Below are 19021 nucleotides of genomic sequence, written 5' to 3'. Positions count from 1 at the left end.
CATTTTTTCAGACGATCAGGACGCCTCAACCCCCATACGTGTCTCGTCCACGAACTTCTCAGTGGCATCGTCCAGCGCACGGGAGCGACGCCCCTTGGGATCATGCACGTAAAGATCACGCGCGTTGATCTTGTCCACAGCGTCCGGCTGAATCGGCATCTCATATTTTGGCCGACGCATATGGTCGTCAAGCTGCAGCTTGGGATTGAAAACCGAGTTGAATTTCCAGAGCATTTTCACAAAGTTCGTCTGCCCTTTCATCAGCAGACGAGTCGAGATGCCCACCGTGTCCCACAGCGCCCGCAGCCCCATGTGCTTGGTGTTGAGTACCTGCTGAGTCTTCACCAGTTCTTCATAAAACTCGGGAAGCGAAAGCTTGGTCGGCAACACCGCATGCTGGATATCGAACAGGCGATAATCGCGCGTCGTCAGGCGCCGAGCTTCCTTGTGCCATATCTCGGTACCCGGATAAGGCGTCGTCACCGAAATATTGACGATGTCCGGAATCTCCAGACACCACTGCCGCACCGCCTCGAAGCGCTCCTTGCTCCATGAAGGATCGGCGATGATGTTGATCGCCACCATCAACCCCAGCGAGCGAGCGTATTCCAGCGCCTCGAAATTCTTGTCCAGCGATACACGCTTGCGGAACTGCTTCAGCCCCTCTTCATCCACAGCCTCAAGACCGATGAAGATGTAGCTCAGCCCGATTTCGCTCCACTCCTTGAAGACCTCCTTGTTGCGCATCAGCACATCCGCGCGGGTCTCAAGGTAATATTCCTTCTTGATGCCGCGCTTGCGGATTTCCCGCGCAATGGCCATGCCGTGCTCAGCGTGAACGAAGGCCACATCATCGACAATGAAGATGCCCGGCTCCTTGAGCGCCTCCAGTTCATCCGCAATGGTCTCAGCACTCGCCGTGCGATAGGAGCGACCATAAAACGTCCAAGCGCTGCAGAACGTGCAATCCCATGGACAGCCACGCGCAAACTCGATGGACGCCGCCGGGTCCAGCGTGCCGATGAAGTATTTATTGCGATGACGGAGCAGGTCGCGCGCCGGACGCACCTTATCGAGGCTCTTGACGAACTCGGGCTCCGGCCCCTCGAAGTCCATCGTGACCACGCCCGGCACCTTCGAGATGTCGCCATCCTGCCAGCCGTTCAGAAGCGGGCCGATGCTGGGCTCACCCTCACCGCGCAGGATGCAGTCAATTGCCCCGTCGCCAAGCGTCAGAACGTCCTTGGCGATGAAAGACACCGAATGACCGCCAACAATCGTCAGGCAACCCGGAAGACGCTGCTTGGTCTCCTTGCACAGATCCACGATCTCGGGGACGTTTGCCAGATAATTGCCCGAGAAGCAGATGGCGTCGGGGCGAAATTCCTGAACGATCTCCCAGTAGTCCTTGTGGGTCTCGACCTGAAGATCGATGAGTCGCACGTCATGACCCGCATCACGCGCCGCACCCGCGACAAGTTCGAGCCCCAAAGGCTCCAGTCGCAGGAACACCTTTGTGTACATCAGCGCGCTCGGATGCACGGCCAGGAGTTTCATTGCATTACCCCGTCAAACGATCTCGAAAAATGACTGCCCAACCTACAAGGGTCGGCGCACATGTCACCCATTTTCACCGGATGGCACCTATTCCCCACCGAGGCCAGTACCGGCCTCGGGCGCATGAGCCGCCTTCGGGGACGCTTTTCCATAGGACACCTCCGTATCCGGAGTAACATTCGACCCCGGCTTGGGAAGCGCATTATCCGTACGCGGCGCGGGTTCATAGCCGGCCGCGACATCCTTACCGGGCGGCTTGCTGTAATCCGCATCCCGCTCGCGTCGCGCTTCAGCTTCCGCCGCTTCGGGAAAATTGCGACCCGGGCGCTCATACGGAACATCGATATTGTCCCCAGCGCGTGGATCAGTGCCCGACATGCCGCACGCCGTCAGTTCCAGCGCCGCAATGGTGACAAACACGACTCCACGCGCCGATCCACGGCGCACGTCCGGCACCACCTTTCTCTTCAGCCCGCGAGAGAGCGCGCTTCCTCGGGCAGCATGACCGGAATGCCATCGCGAATCGGGAACGCCAGCGCTGCCCGCTCACTGATGAGTTCCTGTGCCTCACGATCGTAGATCAGCGGCCCTTTCGTTACCGGACACACCAGAAGGGAAAGCAGACGCGGATCGAGGGGGGCTGAAGTCATTGGTCTTTGCTCCGGCAGAAGGAGGAGAGAAGAAAAGGAAGACGCTTCATGCTCACGAAGGTGGTCCATCGTCCAGCGTCGGATCAGACAGATCGAGCAGCGATTGCAGCACACGGGCACGATCCGTCAGCGTATCCGCCTCCAGAAGCGCCTGTTTTTCCGGTGAGGGAAAGGGACAGATCATGGGAAGAGCAATCAGAAGCGCGTCATCTTCCAGCCGATCGATCACTTCCCAGCGCACTCCCATCCCACGCAGCTGAAAATATGCCCGCAACGAGGTCATCATATGCTCGCGATCGAACGGCGCCGGAGGAAGTTCGCTCAGATCGCCCGCATAGGCCGACGCATCGATCCGCGCCCGTCGATAGCCCCTCCGCTCCCCGCTCTCGCGGAGATAGCGAAAACGGGAAATACCCGTAAGCGTGATGGCAAACGTCCCGTCCATCCGTTCCGAAAAGGACGTGATTCGCCCCAGCGTGCCCACCTCAAAAAGTGGAAGAGGCCCTGTCTCCTCCTCGTCCTCTTCACCGTCTCCGAAGGGCTGGATAACGCCGATCAACCGCTCCCCCGCCAGCGCGTCCTCCACCAGCGCGACGTAGCGCGGCTCGAACACGTTGAGCGGCAGCTTCCCCCGCGGAAGGAGTAAAGTTCCCACCAGTGGAAACAGCCCCACCTCCGCCGGCAGATCGGCCAGCGTCACATCGGCAAGACGGGGCACCAGACGCGGAACATCATCTTCAAAAAAGGCTTGGGTCAGACTCATCTCGCCTCAGGCGAACAGAAAAGACGACAGGCGACGACGCGCCTGCACTGTCGCCGGATCGTCATGGCCCCATGCCTCGAAGAACTTGAACAGAAGCTGCTTCGCCGCACCTTCGTTCCAGCTCTGGTCCTTCTTGATGATGGCCAGAAGCTCGTTCGCCGCTTCCTCATGATGCCCGGCCACATTGAGCGCATTGGCCAGATCGTAACGAGCCTGAAAATCCTCAGGATTGGCTTTGATGCGATGACGCAGTGCGTCCGCCTCACCCGCCACCTGCCGACCTTCGCGCTTGAGTTCCACAGCGGCACGGGCTCCCTCGACTTCGGGATGCGTCGCAATCGCCTTGGGCACATCGGCCAGCGCATCGGCTGCCGCTTCTTCGTTGTCGAGTGCCAACATGGCGCGAATCAGACCGCCCCATGCCGCCGGATTCTCCGGCTCATCCTCCAGCACGGCCGAGCACAACTCGGCGGCACGCGCCGGCTGCTGCGTCTCCATGGCCACATGCGCTTCCGCCAGCATGTCGGCGCTCGGCATCGCACCACTGCCCGCTGCCTTAAGCACTCTCTCCACGAACTGCTTTATCTGGCTTTCCGGTTGCGCCCCTTGAAACAGATCCAGAATCTGTCCCTTCCAGAAAGCCGCCACCATCGGGATGGACTGAAGCGGCAGACCGGCCTGCACAAGCTGCGCTGCCAGCGCGCGGTTCGCTTCGATGTCGATCTTGACCAGACGCACCCGCCCTTTGGCCGCGTTCACCACCCGTTCCAGAACGGGCGCAAGCTGCTTGCAGGGACCGCACCAGTCCGCCCAGAAATCTACGAGCACCGGAACCTTGCGACTGGTCTCGATCACCGCCTGCACAAAGTTGGCTTCGCTGCCGTCCATGACGATGTCACCGCTTACTGCCCCACTTCCGGGCTGTGCGGGAGGTTTCTGGCCGATCATGTAGTCCATTGTCTGAAATCCTGCCTTATGTGCCCGTCCGCACCGAACCGGAATCTCTCTCCGGTCTAGCGCAGGGGAACATGAATACAAACCTGCGGCCTCGCCTCTTGGAGCAATCCGGGAGAGGAGTCCTTTTCCCTACAATTGGGAACGAGGCTCTTCTCGCGCAACATTAACCCTTGGCACGGCGGGGCGGAATCAGTTCCTTTTCGGGGTAGAGACAGTCCTGCACGGCCGCGCACCGCCAGCATTCGGGACGGCGCGCCTTGCACACATAGCGCCCCTGCAGAATCAACCAGTGATGGGACTCCCGCAGCATGTCCTTGGGAACGCGCGCCTCCAGCGCATGCTCGACGGCAATTACATTCTTTCCCCGTGCCAGTCCCGTCCGGTTGGCCAGCCGAAAGCAATGTGTGTCCACCGGCACGGCAGGTCGCCGGAACGCAACGTTGAGGATCACATTGGCCGTCTTGCGCCCCACCCCCGGCAGCGCTTCCAGCGCCTCCCGGTCCGCAGGCACTTCGCCTCCATGCCGCTCCACGAGAGCCTGTGACATCGCCACGAGATTGCGGGCCTTGTTCCGCCACAAACCGATGGTGCGAATGTACTCCGCCACTTTTTCCTCGCCCAGCGCCGCCATTTCCGCCGGACCGGGCGCTGCCTTGAACAGCGCGGGCGTCACCTTGTTGACTGACGCATCGGTCGCCTGTGCGGCAAGCGCGGTCGCCACCAGAAGCTGATAAGGCGTGCTGAAGACAAGCTCTGTCTCGGCATCGGGCCATGAGCGGGCCAGATCGGAGAGAAACCGCCGGATTTCAGGTTTTGTCATGTCACGCGGCGCAATGGCCGTGCCATTGGGAAGGCGCGGAATATCGCCGTCCACACGAGAAGCGGAAGAGGTCATGAAGGGACTGTCCTCCATGCCCGCCTCAAGGTCAAAGGGTGGGGCTGAAAATCATCCCATCCCCGCTTTCAGGCGGCCTGCGTCCTCACATCGTCCGAGATGTCCGCACGCGCCCCACAGGATTGTCCACGGAAGTGCTCACAAAATTGTGGATAACCTGAGGCGCCTCAATCAGCGCGTGAGGACGTTTCCAGAAACGGCTGGGGTGGTCGTGCTCGACAGGGACGGTGCCGGCATCCGCGTCAGATCCACATCTGAGGGATGTGGCGTCGTATCGATGCCGCCCACCGGCTTGGGATGACGCAGTCCCTCATACTGCAACGGCTTGAAGGGCCGGATATCCTTTTCGCGCGGAAGTTGCGTTTGCGACCACCCACCCCCGAGTGCTGTGACCAGTTCCACGACCGACTGCTTCTGCTGCGTCACGACCTGCACATAGGCAATCCGTGCCGTCAGCGCCGCTTCCTGCGCCACCACGACATCGAGATAGTTCGTCAGACCGCCTGTATAGAGTTCCATCGTCATGGTCTGCGTTCGCAGAGCCGCGTCCACAGCCGCTTTCTCCTGCGCCGAAGCCGTGCGCAGACGATTTACATTCGTCAGACCGTCTTCCACTTCCTGAAAGGCGGACAACACCGTGGACCGATAATGATCCTCGGCCTCTCGATACTGAGACCATGATCGTTGAAGCTCGGCGCGACGTATGCCTGCCTGAAAGAGCGGGAGCGCTGCCTGCGCGCCGAACTGGTAGAGCGAGTTGTAGAGAGAGGCGAGATCGAACCCGTTGTCCATGAAGCCGGTCGCGGCATTGAATGTCACATGCGGATAGAACGCCGCGCGCGACACACCGATGGCCCGGTTGGCCTGCGCCATCGCGCGCTCGGACGCCGCGATATCGGGACGACGCTCCAGCAGTGTGGACGGCAGACCCGCAGCAGGCTGCACATCCGCCATTCCGAACGCTTGCCGGGGTGCAATGTGAAAAGCGGCCGGTGCGGTGTTCGTCAGGGCAGCGAGCGCGTGCTCCATCACATCGCGACTGGCAAGAATCTGGGTCTCTTTCGCCCGCGTCGCTTCAAGCTGGGCTTCAGCGCGCGACACGTCGATCCCAGCCGAGATGGCCCCGGCCAGCCGCATCTGTGTGATGTGGACCGCCAGTTCATAGTAGCGGATCGAATCCCGATAGACCGCATCCTGTTCGTCAAAGCCCCGCAGCGCGATGTAATCCCGCGCCACTTCCGATTCCAGCGACAGTCGGGCCACGGCATATTCCGCAGCACTCTGCTGGGCCGACTGCTTGGCCATGCGCGTGCGGTTACGGATGGCGTCCCAGAAATCCGGCTCCCACGTGGCCGCCGCCTGATACTGCTCGGACGACATGTACATCGGGCCGGTCGAACCCGCTCCACGCCACAGGCGATGCGCGGAAGATTTGTATTTCTCCCCGCCCGCCTGACCGTTGATCTGCGGGTAGAGATGCGCCGCTATCTGGGCCGCAACATCCCGCGCCTGCGTGAAGGATTCGGCTGTTGCCTGAAGGTCGGGATTGGACGCGAGAGCCTTGTCTTCCAGCGCGTCCAGTTGCGGATCATGGAAATCCTTCCACCAGTCCGCGCGTGGAGCGGCGTCATCAGGATGCCCGTAGCGAATGACGCCCTGCCCTTTCCAGTCAGGCGGGAAGGCAAACTGCGCCGGTTTGTAACGCGGCGCCATGTCGCAGCCGACAAGGGCTACGGAAAGGCACAGCGCCGCAGCCCCATGAAGAACGCGATGAACGCCCTTCATGAATGACCACCGGGATCGGCCACGGGGGCGTTCCCTCCTTCGGGCATGGCGCGCACATCATCATTGTCAGTAGCGCCGCTGTGCCCATCACGCGCCGCGCCGGTCTTGGCTTTCGCTGCGTGTTCGGACGGCATGTTGTAGCCGGGCGTTCCCTTCACGATCCGAACCTCATCCCCATCCAGCAGACCGGCGGAGGGGTTGTTGATGATCCGATCCGTGGGCTTCACACCTGAAAGGATCTGGAGCGTCTTGCCCAGAAGCGTGCCCACCTTCACCGGCACAAGATGAACGTGATTGGTGGAATCCACCACAGCCACCTCCGTGCCCTCCGCGCGGAAGATGATGGCGCCCTGCGGCAGGATCAGGATGTTGGGATCGCCCGCCGCCTCGAAATGCGCGATGGCGAACGAGTTCGGCCACAACTCGCCGGTCGGATTGTCCACCATCAACTCGGTCGTGACCGTGCGCGTGTCCGGGTTGAAGGCGCTTGCCGTTGCCAGATATCGCGCCTTGAACGTCCGGGATGGGAATTGCGGCAGCGAAAGCGTGGCCTTGAGGTCGGGCGCGATGATGTCGGAATAGTCCTGCGGAACCGAGACGAACACGCGCATGGCGTGCGTGTCGGCCACGCTGAACAATTCCGTCGCGTTCCCACGGGAGCCAACGTCACCGCGCCCTGCGTTCACGTAGTCGCCCACATCTGCCATGCGGGCCGTGACCACGCCATCGAAAGGAGCGATGATCCGCTTGAAGCCTTCCAGCGCCTGAAACCGCTCCATCTCATGGCGGGCGGCCTCCACCTGCGCCTGCTCGGCCTCAGCATTGGCTGCCTGCACATCCACTTCCTGCTGTGAAACGGCCTGCGTGCCCTCCAGCGCTTTCCAGCGTTTGGCGGTGATACGCGCCAGCTTGTAGCGGGCTACGGCGACATCGAGATTGGCCTTGGCCGCGGCGTATTGCGCGTCCAGTCCCGGTGTGTCGATTTCGGCCAGAACATCGCCCGCATGGACCTGCGCGCCGATGTCCTTGTACCACATCTTCACGTAGCCCGAGACCTGCGCGTAGATCGGCGCGAGATACCATGCCGAGATATTGGCGGGCAGATCCAGTGTACGGCGCGCCGGGCCGGGTGCCGGAGTGATGACCTGTACATGCGGCATGGCCGCTTCGGTGGTCTGACGCGCCAGATGCACATAATGCGCCTTGCGCTCGATGATGCCCCATGCCGCAAGACCAACCGCCCCGATCACAACGATCGTGGTGATCAACCGAAAGCGCGAACTGCTCCTGTGCGGCGGCTGCCCGTCCTGTCCGCCCACGGTTCCATGAGCGGCTGGACGCTCTGTCATCTCGCCGTTCATGAAGCTTCTCCTTCGTTGGCATGGCGCGCCTTGCGGCCATGAATCATCGCAAACACACAGGGCACGAACAGCAGCGTGGCGACGGTTGCCACCAACAGGCCGCCCATGACAGCCCGGCCCAGCGGCGCATTCTGCGAGTTGCTCATCGACATCGGCAGCATGCCCACAATCATGGCAGAGGCCGTCATCAGCACGGGACGGATACGTTCGAATCCCGCATCCAACGCGGCGCGCACGGCATCGCCATGCCGCGCCAGTTCATCCCGCGCAAACGACACGACCAGAATGGAATTCGCCGTCGCTGTGCCCATGCACATGATGGCACCCGTGAGTGCCGGCACCGACAGCGCCGTGTGCGTCAGGAACAGTGCCCAGGCAATGCCGCCCAACGCGCCCGGCAGCGCCGTAATGATGATGAACGGGTCCAGCCACGACTGGAAGTTGACCACGATCAGCAGGAAGACCAGCAGGACCGACATCGCAAGCCCACCGATCAACTCGGCATAGGCCGTGTTCATGGTCACGCCCTGCCCGCGCACCGCCATGGAGGTGCCGTGCGGCAGATTGCCCCGTTCCTCATCCACGATGCGCCCGACCTGACGCGCCACGGTGCCAAGATCAATGCCCTCGTTCATGGCGTAGATGTTGAAGGCGGGCATGATATTGTAGTGCGAAATCTCGGCAGGCGTTCCCACCGCACCAATCTTGCTTAAGCCCCCCAGAAGCTGCGGGATCTGCCCGGTCGGGTTGCCGTCACCCTTGTCGATGGGCAGCGTCTCAAGATTGTTGAGCGTCTGAAGGTAATAAGCTGGCGTCTGGATATCGACCAGATGGGACACGCCCGTCTTGGTGTCGAGCCAGTACACCTGCCCTACCTGCGAACTGCCCGAAAGGGCGACCAGCATGTTGCCCGCGACATCGGATTCCGTAATGCCTGTGCCCAGCGCGAAGCTACGTCCGGTCGTGACCGTCAACGTCGGCGCGGTCATGGGCTCCTGCACCACCACATCGGCAATGCCCGGCACACGACGCAACCGCGAAACCAACCGGTTGGCAAAAGCGAAATTGTCCTTGAGGTCGCGCCCGATCACCTGAACATCCAGAGGCGCCGGGCTGCCGAAGTTCAGGATCTTGGCCGTGAGGTCAGCTGGCTGGAACGTGATCTGCGTGCCCGGAAAGCTCAGGGCCAACCCCTTGCGGAGAATGTGACGGAACTTCGCCACCGGTGCCGCCGCGTTCTTGAGCGAAATCGTCAGATCGCAATCTTCCGTCCCCACTGTAGGCGTAGGGATGAACGCCTGATTGAGGGTGCTGACCGGCAGACCGCAGTTGGCCACCACCGATTCCACTTCTCCGGGAAGAAGCTGATGGATCCGGCGCTCGACAAGCTGGGTGATCTTGCCGGATTCCTCCAGCCGCGTGCCGATGGGCGCGCGCATATGCAGCGCCAGCGCATCGGAGTTGATCTCGGGAAAGAAATCCTGTCCCACAAAGAACAGCAGACCGAGTGAACTCACCGCCGCCAGCAGGAAGGCACCGATAAAAGCGCCCCGCATACCGATGAAACGATCCAGCACTCCGCGGTAAGCGTGACGGAAACGCTCGAACTTCGCCTCGAAACCGCGCTGGAACCGGCCGAAGAACGATTTCGGCTCTCCGCCATGTCCATGCACCTGAGCCGCCAGCATGTATTTCGCCATGGTGGGCACCAATGTCCGCGACAGGACGAAGGACGCGATCATCGCGAAGATGATGGCCTCCGCCATGGGGCGGAACAGCCAACCCGCCACACCGCTCAACTGGAACAGCGGCATCCACACGATGCAGATGCACAGCGTGGAGACAAACGTAGCGGTGACGATCTGATTCGCAGCGTCGATGATCGCCTGCTCCAGATCCTTCTCCATCGCCAGATGGGCGTCGATGTTCTCGATCATGACCGTGGCGTCATCGACGAGAATACCCACCGCCAGCGCCAGACCGCCCAGTGTCATCACGTTGATGGTCTGCCCGGCCCAGCCGAGTCCGATGATCGAGCACAGCATGGCCAGCGGAATCGAGGTGGCGATGATGACGGTCGAACGCCACGAGCCAAGGAACAGCAGCACCACGAGTCCCGTCAGACACGCCGCCGTGGCCATCTCCTGCACCACATCGCGCACGGATTCCTTCACGAAGCCGGACGCATCCCCGATGATCTTGATGTCCACACCATCGGGGAGTGTTTTCACCACATTGGGCAGCACCTTCTTCACACCCGCGACCACGTCGAGGGTGGAAGCGTTACCGGCCTTGAGAATGACGATCAGGACGCCCTGTTGCCCTTTCACAAGCACAAGGTTGGTCTGTGGAGGGCCGCCCTGATGCACCCACGCGACATCGCGCAGATAGATGACGGAATTGCCCACCTGCTTGATCGGAATACTGTTGAAACTATCGATCTCGCGCGGAGATGCGTTGGTCTGCACCATCCAGTCGAACGTGCCGATACGCTGGTCACCAGCTGGCAACACGATGTTCTGCCGCCCGAGTGCTGCCGAAACATCCGAGGGCGAAAGCTTGTGAGCCAGCAGCTTGGTTGGGTCGAGATCGACCATCACGTTACCGAGCTGACCGCCATACGGGTTGGGAATGGCCGCGCCCGCCACCGACACCAGCGCCGGTCGGACAAGGTTGGAGGCCATGTCATAGATCTGAGACGCCGTCATGTTGTTTGACGACACCTGAAGCGTCAGCACCGGCACGGACGAGGCATCATAAGTCAGGATCAACGGCGGCGTACTGCCGGTGGGCATCTGCTTGATGACCGTCTGGGAAACCGAGGTGATCTGCGTCTGCGCGACCGATGGATCGGTGCCGGGCTGGAAGAACACTTTTACCAGCCCGCGTCCGTAATAGGACTGGCTTTCGATATGTTCGATGTTGCTGACGGTGGCTGTCAGCGCGCGCTCGTAATAATAGATCACGCGGCCCGACATGTCCTCGGGCATCAGCCCGTCATAGGTCCAGATGGCCGCGACGACGGGAATCTTGATGCTGGGGAATACGTCTGTCGGCGTGGACACGATGGCTTTTATGCCAAACACCACGATGAGGATCGACAGGACCACAAATGTGTAGGGCCGCTTGAGGGCTACAAGGACGATCTCATTCATACGGGACCGACCTCTGGCCGGTCACACGAAAGCAACAGGAACATGACAGTCATGCGACCTGTCTAAACAGGGAATGGGCGACAAGCCAACCTGAAACCGGCATGAAAATCACAAGTTTTGAAACATTCAACATCGTGTAACTGTTCGTTACATGGCGTTTTTCTTCCCATCTCCCAGCACAGGAGTCCTCCATCGTGACACCCGACATCCATGTAAAACGTGTGTACGACCCGGCGTCTCCCGATGACGGACAGCGCATTCTTGTGGATCGTCTCTGGCCGCGTGGCCTCAGCCGCGAAAAAGCCGCTCTCACCGCATGGGACAAGGAGATCGCCCCTTCCACCGATCTGCGGCAGTGGTTTGCGCACGATCCGGCAAAATGGGGAGAGTTCATCTCACGCTACCGCACAGAACTTGCCGCGAACACACAGGCCGTGGACGAACTGCTCGCCCGTGCGCGAGAGGGGTGTGTGACGCTGCTGTTCGGCGCTCGCGACACGCAGCACAATGAAGCCATCGTGCTGGCCGATTGGCTACGCTCACACCTCAGCCGCACAAAATGAAGTAAGCACGCTCTTCAGAGTTGGGAGGCGGAGAACGTATCGCACTGGTGAATGTCGCCGGATGCCAGTCCACGCCGGAACCAGCCCACACGCTGGGCCGAGGTACCATGTGTGAAGCTGTCCGGCACCACCCGCCCCTGCATCTCCTTCTGCAGCCGGTCATCGCCTACGGCGGCGGCGGCATTGATGCCTTCCTCGATATCGCCTGTCTCAAGGATACGTTTGGCATCATCGGCGCGCTTGGCCCACACACCCGCGAAACAATCCGCCTGAAGTTCGGTGCGCACTGACAGGCCGCCTGCACCATTCTCGGCTTCCTGCGTCCGCAGATGCGCCACCCGATCCATGATGCCCAATTCGTTCTGGACATGATGCCCAACCTCATGCGCGATCACATAGGCCCGCGCGAAATCTCCCCCTGCGCCCAGACGATTCTGAAGCTCCTGAAAGAACGCAAGATCGAGATACACTTTCTGATCCGTCGGACAGTAGAACGGCCCAACGGATGTCTGGGCGTAACCGCAGGCGGAATTCACGCCACCACTGAACAGCACCAGATGCGGCTCGTGATATGTCCGCCCCATAGCCTGAAAGTAGGTTGTCCAGACATCCTCGGTGGACGCCAGCACGCGGCCGATGAACTGCTTACCCGCATCGTCCTGTGCGGTGGGAGCCTGCGCCGTCACCTGCGGCGAAGTACCCTCGCCCCCTTCAAGCAGGCTGAACACCACCTGAGGATCGACGCCGAAATACAGTGCGCCGAGAATGAGCAGCACGCCCCCGATGCCGCCAATCTTCAGAGGACGTCCGCCACCTCCTCCCGAGCCGCGCCGATCCTCTATATTGGAGCTTTCGCGTTCGTCATTCAGGCGCATCGTGAGGGCTTCCGTGTCATGTTTCTTTCAGTGTGCGTATCACGCTCATGCACGACAAGAAATATGGTTCCGGGCCGCTATAGCAGCGTCTCCGGGTCGCTGGTTTCTTCCGCAGGCTCACCGGAGTCCAGACTACGCAACTGCCGCGCCATCACGCGGGTACGGCGACGGGCATCCTCAATGGTCGTGGACATGGCGTGCGCGTTGCGTGAGAGCTTATCGAGCACGCCGTCCATCTTGAGCATTTCCTGACGTGTCGCCCCCAGAAGCCGCGCGATGGTGTCCGTGCGCTCCTCAAGCGAGAGCGTGACATAGCCCAGATGAATGGTACGTAGCAGCGCGGGCATGAGCGACGGCCCCATGATGAGCACGCGACACGTCCGCCCGATCTCATCGATCAGCCCCGGCGCACGGGCAATCTCGGTATAGAGGCCATCGGTGGGCAGATAGAGAACGGCAAACTCCACTGTCTCCGGCGGCACGATATATTTGGACGCGATCTTGCGCGCCTCCATCCGCAAGGCGGTCTCCAACGCCCTCCGCGCCGCTTTCTCACCGTCCTTGTCATCATTGGCGCAGGCGTCGAGAAGGCGCTCATAGGCTTCGGTCGGAAACTTACTGTCGATGGCCAGCACAGGCGGATGCGATCCGCGCACAGGCATCTTCACGGCAAACTCGACCACCTCGCCACCGCGCCCGAGACGACAGTTCGTCTCCCACGTTCCCGGCGGCAGCACATCCTCCAGAATGGCGCGCAACTGCGCCTCGCCCCAACCGCCACGGGTTTTCACATTGCCGAACAGCCGCTTGAGATCACCGATCTGCGCCGTCATGGCCGACACCTCGCCCATGGCTTTCTGCATGGCGGAAAACTGTTCCAGAACCCGCTGGAACGAGGTCTGCATCTGCTTTTCCACCGCCGCGTGAAGCTGCTCGGTCACGGCGCCACGGATGGCGGCAAGCTGCTGGGCTGAAGTCGTCGCCATTTCCCGCAACGCCTCGGACTGCGCGGCCCGGGATTCTGCCTGTTCACGCCCGATCTGCCCTGACATCTGCCCCAGCCGCTCGGACATCTCCACGCGCATCTGCTCGACACGCCCGATCAGCGCACGCTCCATCTCGACCTGCCGCGCCTGCTGACGGTCCAGTTCCGACTGTCTCAGGCTGCCCTCGCGCTCGACCAACACATACAGCCGCGCGAGCAGATCGCTGTCATCGGCGCTGCCTCCACCCGAACGGCGCAGAAGAAGCAGCACAAGCAGGCCGATCACAACCGCAAGCCCCACAAACAGAATGATGCTTTCGAAGGATGTCATGCCGTTCATGCGCCGCCGTCGTCCTGTCCTACTCTGGCCATGGGCAATCCGCCGCATGGCCGCCGCGTGCTCATCCGACAGGAGCGGGCATGAGACAAGAGGCGTCCGTCAAAAGACGTGAATGGGCCTTTCTCCTTTGTCTGCTTCCCGCTGTCTGGAAAGAGGCCGTTCTTCTCTGTGGCGTGGCGGTAACACAGGAGAAAAGAGTGGGAGTGAGCCCGAACTGTGACCGATCCGTCACGTTGAGCGAATGGCCCTTCACCACACGCTTTTGCGAAGTGACGAATCATGAAATAGAAGCAAAATAATGATTAACTGATATGCCATGAATGAATAAGTCAGGCGCATGTCCGGCCTCCACCAACAAAAAGAACAGAGACCGATCGCATGAACACGTCGTCCCCAGTGGCTTTCTCCTGCCGCCGTTCCGTCCGTCCGTTCCTTCTCTCCAGTGTCATCGCCGGTCTGCCCGTCCTGCTTCTGGACGCACCCGCCCGTGCCGACACCGCGCCGAATGCCAACATTCATCACTATCCGCAGACGCCGGAGGAATACCGTTCCTCCGCAGCTACGGCTTCCTCACCCGTGAAACCACCCAGAAAAGGGTTCTGGGACAACACCCGACTGCTTCCGCCACTGGAATCCCGTCCGGAATCGTATGCCCAGCCGCAAAACCTCGCGCTACCGGCCCAAACGCCCGCATCGCTTCTCCATCAGGGGCAATGGGGTATCTTCAACTCCAACACCGGAGCGGCCTCCGGCTGGGGAACGGTCGGCTATTACGCCGTCTCGCGGTGGGCGGAAGACTGGTCCAACCTGCGCGATCCCAAGAACCGCATCGACATCATGGACCCCGTCAAATACATCCCGCTCAACGACAGCGGTTCGATCTATCTGACGTTCAGCGGCAACTTCCGTCAGCACAATTTCTACGATCAGCGCGCCGGCTTCGGACAAACCAAGAAAGACCCGGCCTATCGCCAGAACCTACGCTGGAATCTCGGCGCTGATCTGCATCTGGGCCAACACGTGCGCCTATATGGTGAACTGATGAGCGGTCAGGCGGGCGGCGTGAACTATTACGGTTACAACAATGGACGGTGGCGCAACAATCTCGACGCGCAGCAGGCGTTCGTCGAGTTCAAAGGGCGGTTGCTGCACGCCAATATGGGCGTGATGGTCGGGCGCATGACCTTTCTCGATGCCCCACCGTGGTTCACGGCCGGATCGGTCTATCCCTCCATCCCGTTCTCATGGAACGGTATCCGCGCCTATTCCTTCTGGAAGAATTTCCGCGCGGATTTCTTCGATCTGACACTCACCAACTGGTCAACGGCCAATGTGCCGTTCCACAATCAGGTGGGCTACAAAACCCGCATGTTCGGTGCCACCACCTCCTATGCCGTGCCGTCCTTCAAGTTCCTCGGCAAGAAGAGTCAGGTCTTCATCGACACCTACTACATCGGCTTTCTGCTGGCCTCGGCACCCATCGCGGGACAAACCGGCACCATTGCCGGATCGACGCGCCGCGACATGCCGGGCATGCGCGTATGGGGCAATGCAGGCCCGATCGAGTTCTCACTCGGTGGCGCGTGGCAGGGCGGTTATTTCAACACGGCCAAAAACGGCCCCTCGCGCCCCGTCAGCGCCTATGCTTTCACCTCTCAGGTCGCATGGCGCTTCGCCAAATGGTGGGGACGTCCGTCTCTTGGCATGCAGGCCGATATTTTCTCTGGCGGCAACTACAACAAAAGCTCCACGGGAAGCTGGGGCAGCTTCATGACGCCTTTCGTGCCCAGCGCCTACTACCTCGACATAAGCACCTATCTGGGCGACCAGAACCTGATCGATGTCGGCCCGATGGTGACACTCACACCCACGCCCAACACCACGCTCATCATGAAAGTGCCGGTCGTATGGCGCGCCAGCACCAATGACGCGCTCTATGCTTCCGGCACGGCCGCCTACGGGCTGCGCCCACATGGCGGCTACACAGCCACTCTTCCTCAGGCAAGCTTCACATGGCGCGCCACGCGCCACATCACATTCAGCATCGACGGCGAATACATCTTTGCATCCAAATCAATGATCAACGCCGGCGCATCCTCGGGCGCCTATGTGCAGAGCAACCTCGAACTGACGTTCTGAAAGCAGCGCAATCCGAGAATAGGGCCGGTTTCTAACTCGCCCCTATCACTTCACTGGCCGATCGGCGCTTTAGCCGTTCGGCCAGTCTCTCCACCGTTTGCGTCATGTCCGCCGCCTCTCAAAATGAGCGAGCAAAATCCACACCCTGTAATCCAGATCCATCGGGACAGCCTCACGGTCCAGATTGGCAAGATCCGCCAGCCGTTTCAGGCAACGCAAGACGACACTCTCCCATCAGCCCGTGCAACGCCTCATGTCAGCGGCATTGCACTGGCCCCTGCGATTGCGTCATGGTGCGCCCACGTTTCACCCCAGCAGGAGACCGGCCCCATGAAGCACGATATTTCGGCCCTTGATGTGCTGCTGTCACGTGCATCCACCGATGATCTCGAAGCACCCGCACCGACGGGTGAGGAACTGGAAACCATCCTCTCCGCCGTCATGCGTGCACCCGATCATGGCAAGCTGCGTCCATGGCGTTTGCTACTTGTCCGTGGTGACGCCCGCCAGAAACTGGCGGAGAAAGTTGTCGCCAGCATGAAACGGCTCGATCCGGACGTTCCTGAGAAAAAAATCGCCAAGCGCCATGACCGGATGGCGAACATGCCTCTGACCATCGTACTGGGCATGCATCTGCGGCCTGAAGACAAGAAGATCCCCCTGATCGAGCAGGAACTCGCCGTGGGCGCGGCCGGAATGAACCTGCTCAATGCCCTGCACGCAACAGGCTATGGCGCGGTCTGGGTTTCGGGCGATATCACCTACGATCCTGTGCTGGCGACCGAACTCGGCTTCCCGCCCCCTCATGCGCTGGCCGGATTCTTCTTCGTCGGCACGCCCAAAAAGCCGGACCACGAGACAAAGCGCCGCCCCGTTGCTCCCTATGTCGCGGAATGGATGGGCGCGCCCGTCACCTTCGCGGCCGACAAGGACTAAGGCTGCCGATATGACTCATCCCGCCGCACATGATGTCGCCATCATCGGAGGAGGCCCCGTGGGACTCGCCGCAGCTCTCTCGCTGGAGGCGGCGGGGCTATCTGTGGTGGTTCTGGAACGGGCGGACGCACATATCTGGGCGCAACCACATTTCGATGGGCGCGAGATCGCACTGACGCATCATGCCCGCGAGATGCTGGAACGTCTCGGCGCGTGGAAACATATCCCCCACAGCGTCATCTGCCCTTTGGCCGAGGCACGCGTGGAGACAGGGCGACAGAACCATCCGCTGATCTTCGAGAACGGACAGGGGACTACGGAAAACCCGCTGGGGTGGCTTGTCTCCAACAACATGATCCGTCGCGCACTGCATGCGGAAGCGGAAGAACGCGCCGGCATCACGCTCATGCCCGACGTGACGGTGGACACCGTTCGACAGAATACGAACGAAGCCGTCATCCACCATGGCGGGGAGCGCAACGGACGCCTCCCGGCCCGTCTGGTCATCGCAGCGGATGGACGATTCTCCCCCACCCGACGCCGCGCGGGCATCGGGGCCGTCGTTCATGATTTCCAGCGCATGATGATGGTCTGTCGCATGACGCATGACCTGCCGCATCACAACGTCGCCCTGCAATGGTTCGATCGCGGCCAGACCATCGCGCTCCTGCCCGTGAACGGTAACGCCTCTTCGCTGGTGCTGACCCTGCCGCCCGCCGATATCGGGCGCCTGATGCACGCCGAGCAAGGAGCCTTCAACGCCGAAATCATGCAGCGCGTTGGCAATCGCCTCGGCACACTGCGTCTTGTCAGCACGCGCCATGCCTATCCACTCAAGGCGGTTTACGCTCACCGCTTCGCGGGACGCCGGCTGGCCCTGATCGGGGATGCGGCCGTGGGCATGCACCCCATCACCGCGCACGGCTTCAATCTGGGTCTGCGCGGGGCGGAAACGCTCGCCCAAGACGTCGGGGCTGCCTTCAGGAAGGGACAGGATATCGGTGCGACGTCAGTCCTTCGCCGTTTCGAGCGACAGCACCGCGCCGCCACCATGCCGATGTTTGCGGCCACGAACGGTATCGCCACGCTCTACACCCGCGACGCCGCGCCGTTTCGGGCTCTTCGCGCCATGGGACTGCGTGTTGCCGACGCGCTACCTCCTTTCAAATCAGCGGTAACAGCCATGTTGATGGATCGGGGGCCGTCCTCTTTCTCCGGCTGAAGACACCAGTGGAATCGGCACGGAACAACTCTTTGTAAATCTTTCACAGTCAGGGTGGCCTCCAAAGGAGAGCCGCCCCGCATGGACAACACGACCTATATCGCGCTGTCACGCATGGACGCCGAAACGCGGGCCATGAGCGTGCTGGCCAACAATCTGGCCAATGGTTCCACGCCCGGATTCAAGGCCGGTCATCTCCAGTTTTCCGATTATCTCGTGAAGGCGAAGGGAGGCACTCCCGCCCCGGGCGAATCTCCCGACACCTACACGCAGGACCGCGCGACATGGCGCGACTTCTCGCAGGGCGCCCTGCAGCAGACCGGAAATCCGCTCGATCTGGCCATTTCTGGAGAGGGCTATTTCTCTGTGATGACCGCAAACGGCGTGCGTCTCACCCGTAATGGCCGTTTCCAGAAACTTTCGGATGGAAGCGTCACGGATGCGGCGGGCAACGCCCTGCTCGACCGGACGGGACAGCCCATTGTCCTGCGCCCTGAAGACCGCACGATCAACATTTCAGCTGACGGCACCATTTCGACGGAAAGCCGCGTGGTGGCCGAACTCGGTCTCGTGAACGTGGCCAATCCGCACGATCTCTCGGAGGAAGGCGATCAGCTTTTCCGCGCCAAGACCCCCACCACGCAGATGGAGGTCAAGGAGTTCCGGCAGGGCATGATCGAGGGCAGCAACGTCAACACCATGACGGAAATGACAAACCTCGTTCAGTTGCAACGTGATTTCCAGATCACCGCCAATCTCGTCGATAGCGAGTCCACACGACGCCAGAATGCGATCGACAAGATCATCCAGACCCAGTCCTGAATTATCTGAAAATGGA

16 protein-coding genes are annotated in these 19021 nt (G+C 61.0%); 5 read left to right on the top strand and 11 right to left on the bottom strand.

Features of this window, described 5'->3' with window-relative positions; genetic code table 11:
- Positions 1-15: 15 nt before the first annotated feature.
- From hpnR to GOB87_RS05135, 9 genes are all read right to left on the bottom strand, one after another.
- Complete coding sequence (hpnR, locus tag GOB87_RS05175; protein ID WP_166313489.1) at positions 16-1557, bottom strand: hopanoid C-3 methylase HpnR; 1542 nt, start codon at positions 1555-1557, stop codon at positions 16-18.
- A gap of 87 nt (positions 1558-1644) precedes the next feature.
- Positions 1645-2004 carry a hypothetical protein gene (locus tag GOB87_RS05170; RefSeq protein WP_338421421.1) on the bottom strand — a complete coding sequence of 120 codons (360 nt, stop codon included), beginning with the start codon at positions 2002-2004 and terminating at the stop codon, positions 1645-1647.
- A 20-nt stretch (positions 2005-2024) separates the two neighbouring features.
- A complete protein-coding gene (locus GOB87_RS05165) occupies positions 2025-2207 on the bottom strand; it encodes a Trm112 family protein (RefSeq protein ID WP_166313488.1) in 183 nt (60 codons plus the stop codon).
- 52 nt (positions 2208-2259) lie between these two features.
- Positions 2260-2970, bottom strand: a complete 711-nt coding sequence (locus tag GOB87_RS05160; RefSeq protein WP_166313487.1) for an LON peptidase substrate-binding domain-containing protein — start codon at positions 2968-2970, stop codon at positions 2260-2262.
- 6 nt (positions 2971-2976) lie between these two features.
- Positions 2977-3927, bottom strand: coding sequence for a tetratricopeptide repeat protein (locus GOB87_RS05155; RefSeq protein WP_166313486.1), 951 nt, complete (start codon positions 3925-3927; stop codon positions 2977-2979).
- Positions 3928-4090: 163 nt separating this feature from the next.
- A complete protein-coding gene (nth, locus tag GOB87_RS05150; RefSeq protein ID WP_166313485.1) occupies positions 4091-4822 on the bottom strand; it encodes an endonuclease III in 732 nt (243 codons plus the stop codon).
- Positions 4823-4993: 171 nt separating this feature from the next.
- Positions 4994-6607 (bottom strand): efflux transporter outer membrane subunit, encoded by a 1614-nt coding sequence (locus GOB87_RS05145; protein WP_166313484.1) that lies wholly within the window; start codon positions 6605-6607, stop codon positions 4994-4996.
- Positions 6604-7956, bottom strand: a complete 1353-nt coding sequence (locus tag GOB87_RS05140; RefSeq protein ID WP_166313628.1) for an efflux RND transporter periplasmic adaptor subunit — start codon at positions 7954-7956, stop codon at positions 6604-6606. The genes GOB87_RS05145 and GOB87_RS05140 overlap by 4 nt, the downstream gene beginning before the upstream one ends.
- Before the next feature lie 8 nt (positions 7957-7964).
- Positions 7965-11123, bottom strand: coding sequence for an efflux RND transporter permease subunit (locus tag GOB87_RS05135; protein WP_166313483.1), 3159 nt, complete (start codon positions 11121-11123; stop codon positions 7965-7967).
- 194 nt (positions 11124-11317) lie between these two features.
- Between GOB87_RS05135 and GOB87_RS05130 the strand changes: the two genes are divergently transcribed.
- A complete protein-coding gene (locus GOB87_RS05130; protein WP_166313482.1) occupies positions 11318-11686 on the top strand; it encodes a DUF488 domain-containing protein in 369 nt (122 codons plus the stop codon).
- A gap of 14 nt (positions 11687-11700) precedes the next feature.
- Here GOB87_RS05130 and ypfJ read toward each other — a convergent pair whose 3' ends face one another.
- Together ypfJ and GOB87_RS05120 are read right to left on the bottom strand one after the other, a co-directional pair.
- Positions 11701-12561: a KPN_02809 family neutral zinc metallopeptidase gene (ypfJ, locus tag GOB87_RS05125; RefSeq protein ID WP_166313481.1), complete on the bottom strand. Its 861-nt coding sequence runs from the start codon at positions 12559-12561 to the stop codon at positions 11701-11703.
- Positions 12562-12638: 77 nt separating this feature from the next.
- Positions 12639-13886 carry a DNA recombination protein RmuC gene (locus tag GOB87_RS05120; protein WP_166313480.1) on the bottom strand — a complete coding sequence of 416 codons (1248 nt, stop codon included), beginning with the start codon at positions 13884-13886 and terminating at the stop codon, positions 12639-12641.
- A 378-nt stretch (positions 13887-14264) separates the two neighbouring features.
- Between GOB87_RS05120 and GOB87_RS05115 the strand changes: the two genes are divergently transcribed.
- From GOB87_RS05115 to flgF, 4 genes are all read left to right on the top strand, one after another.
- On the top strand, positions 14265-16025 hold the full coding sequence (locus GOB87_RS05115) for an alginate export family protein (RefSeq protein WP_166313479.1): 1761 nt from the start codon (positions 14265-14267) through the stop codon (positions 16023-16025).
- A 342-nt stretch (positions 16026-16367) separates the two neighbouring features.
- Positions 16368-16961 carry a nitroreductase family protein gene (locus GOB87_RS05110; RefSeq protein ID WP_264805428.1) on the top strand — a complete coding sequence of 198 codons (594 nt, stop codon included), beginning with the start codon at positions 16368-16370 and terminating at the stop codon, positions 16959-16961.
- A gap of 10 nt (positions 16962-16971) precedes the next feature.
- Complete coding sequence (gene ubiM, locus GOB87_RS05105; RefSeq protein WP_166313478.1) at positions 16972-18183, top strand: 5-demethoxyubiquinol-8 5-hydroxylase UbiM; 1212 nt, start codon at positions 16972-16974, stop codon at positions 18181-18183.
- An 81-nt stretch (positions 18184-18264) separates the two neighbouring features.
- Complete coding sequence (flgF, locus tag GOB87_RS05100; protein WP_166313477.1) at positions 18265-19005, top strand: flagellar basal-body rod protein FlgF; 741 nt, start codon at positions 18265-18267, stop codon at positions 19003-19005.
- The last annotated feature ends 16 nt before the right edge of the window (positions 19006-19021 follow it).

The sequence above is a fragment of the Acetobacter estunensis genome (genome assembly GCF_011516945.1).
Lineage (GTDB): Bacteria > Pseudomonadota > Alphaproteobacteria > Acetobacterales > Acetobacteraceae > Acetobacter > Acetobacter estunensis.
Note: the sequence above shows the minus strand (reverse complement) of the source record. Positions and strands in the feature narration are given on the sequence as shown.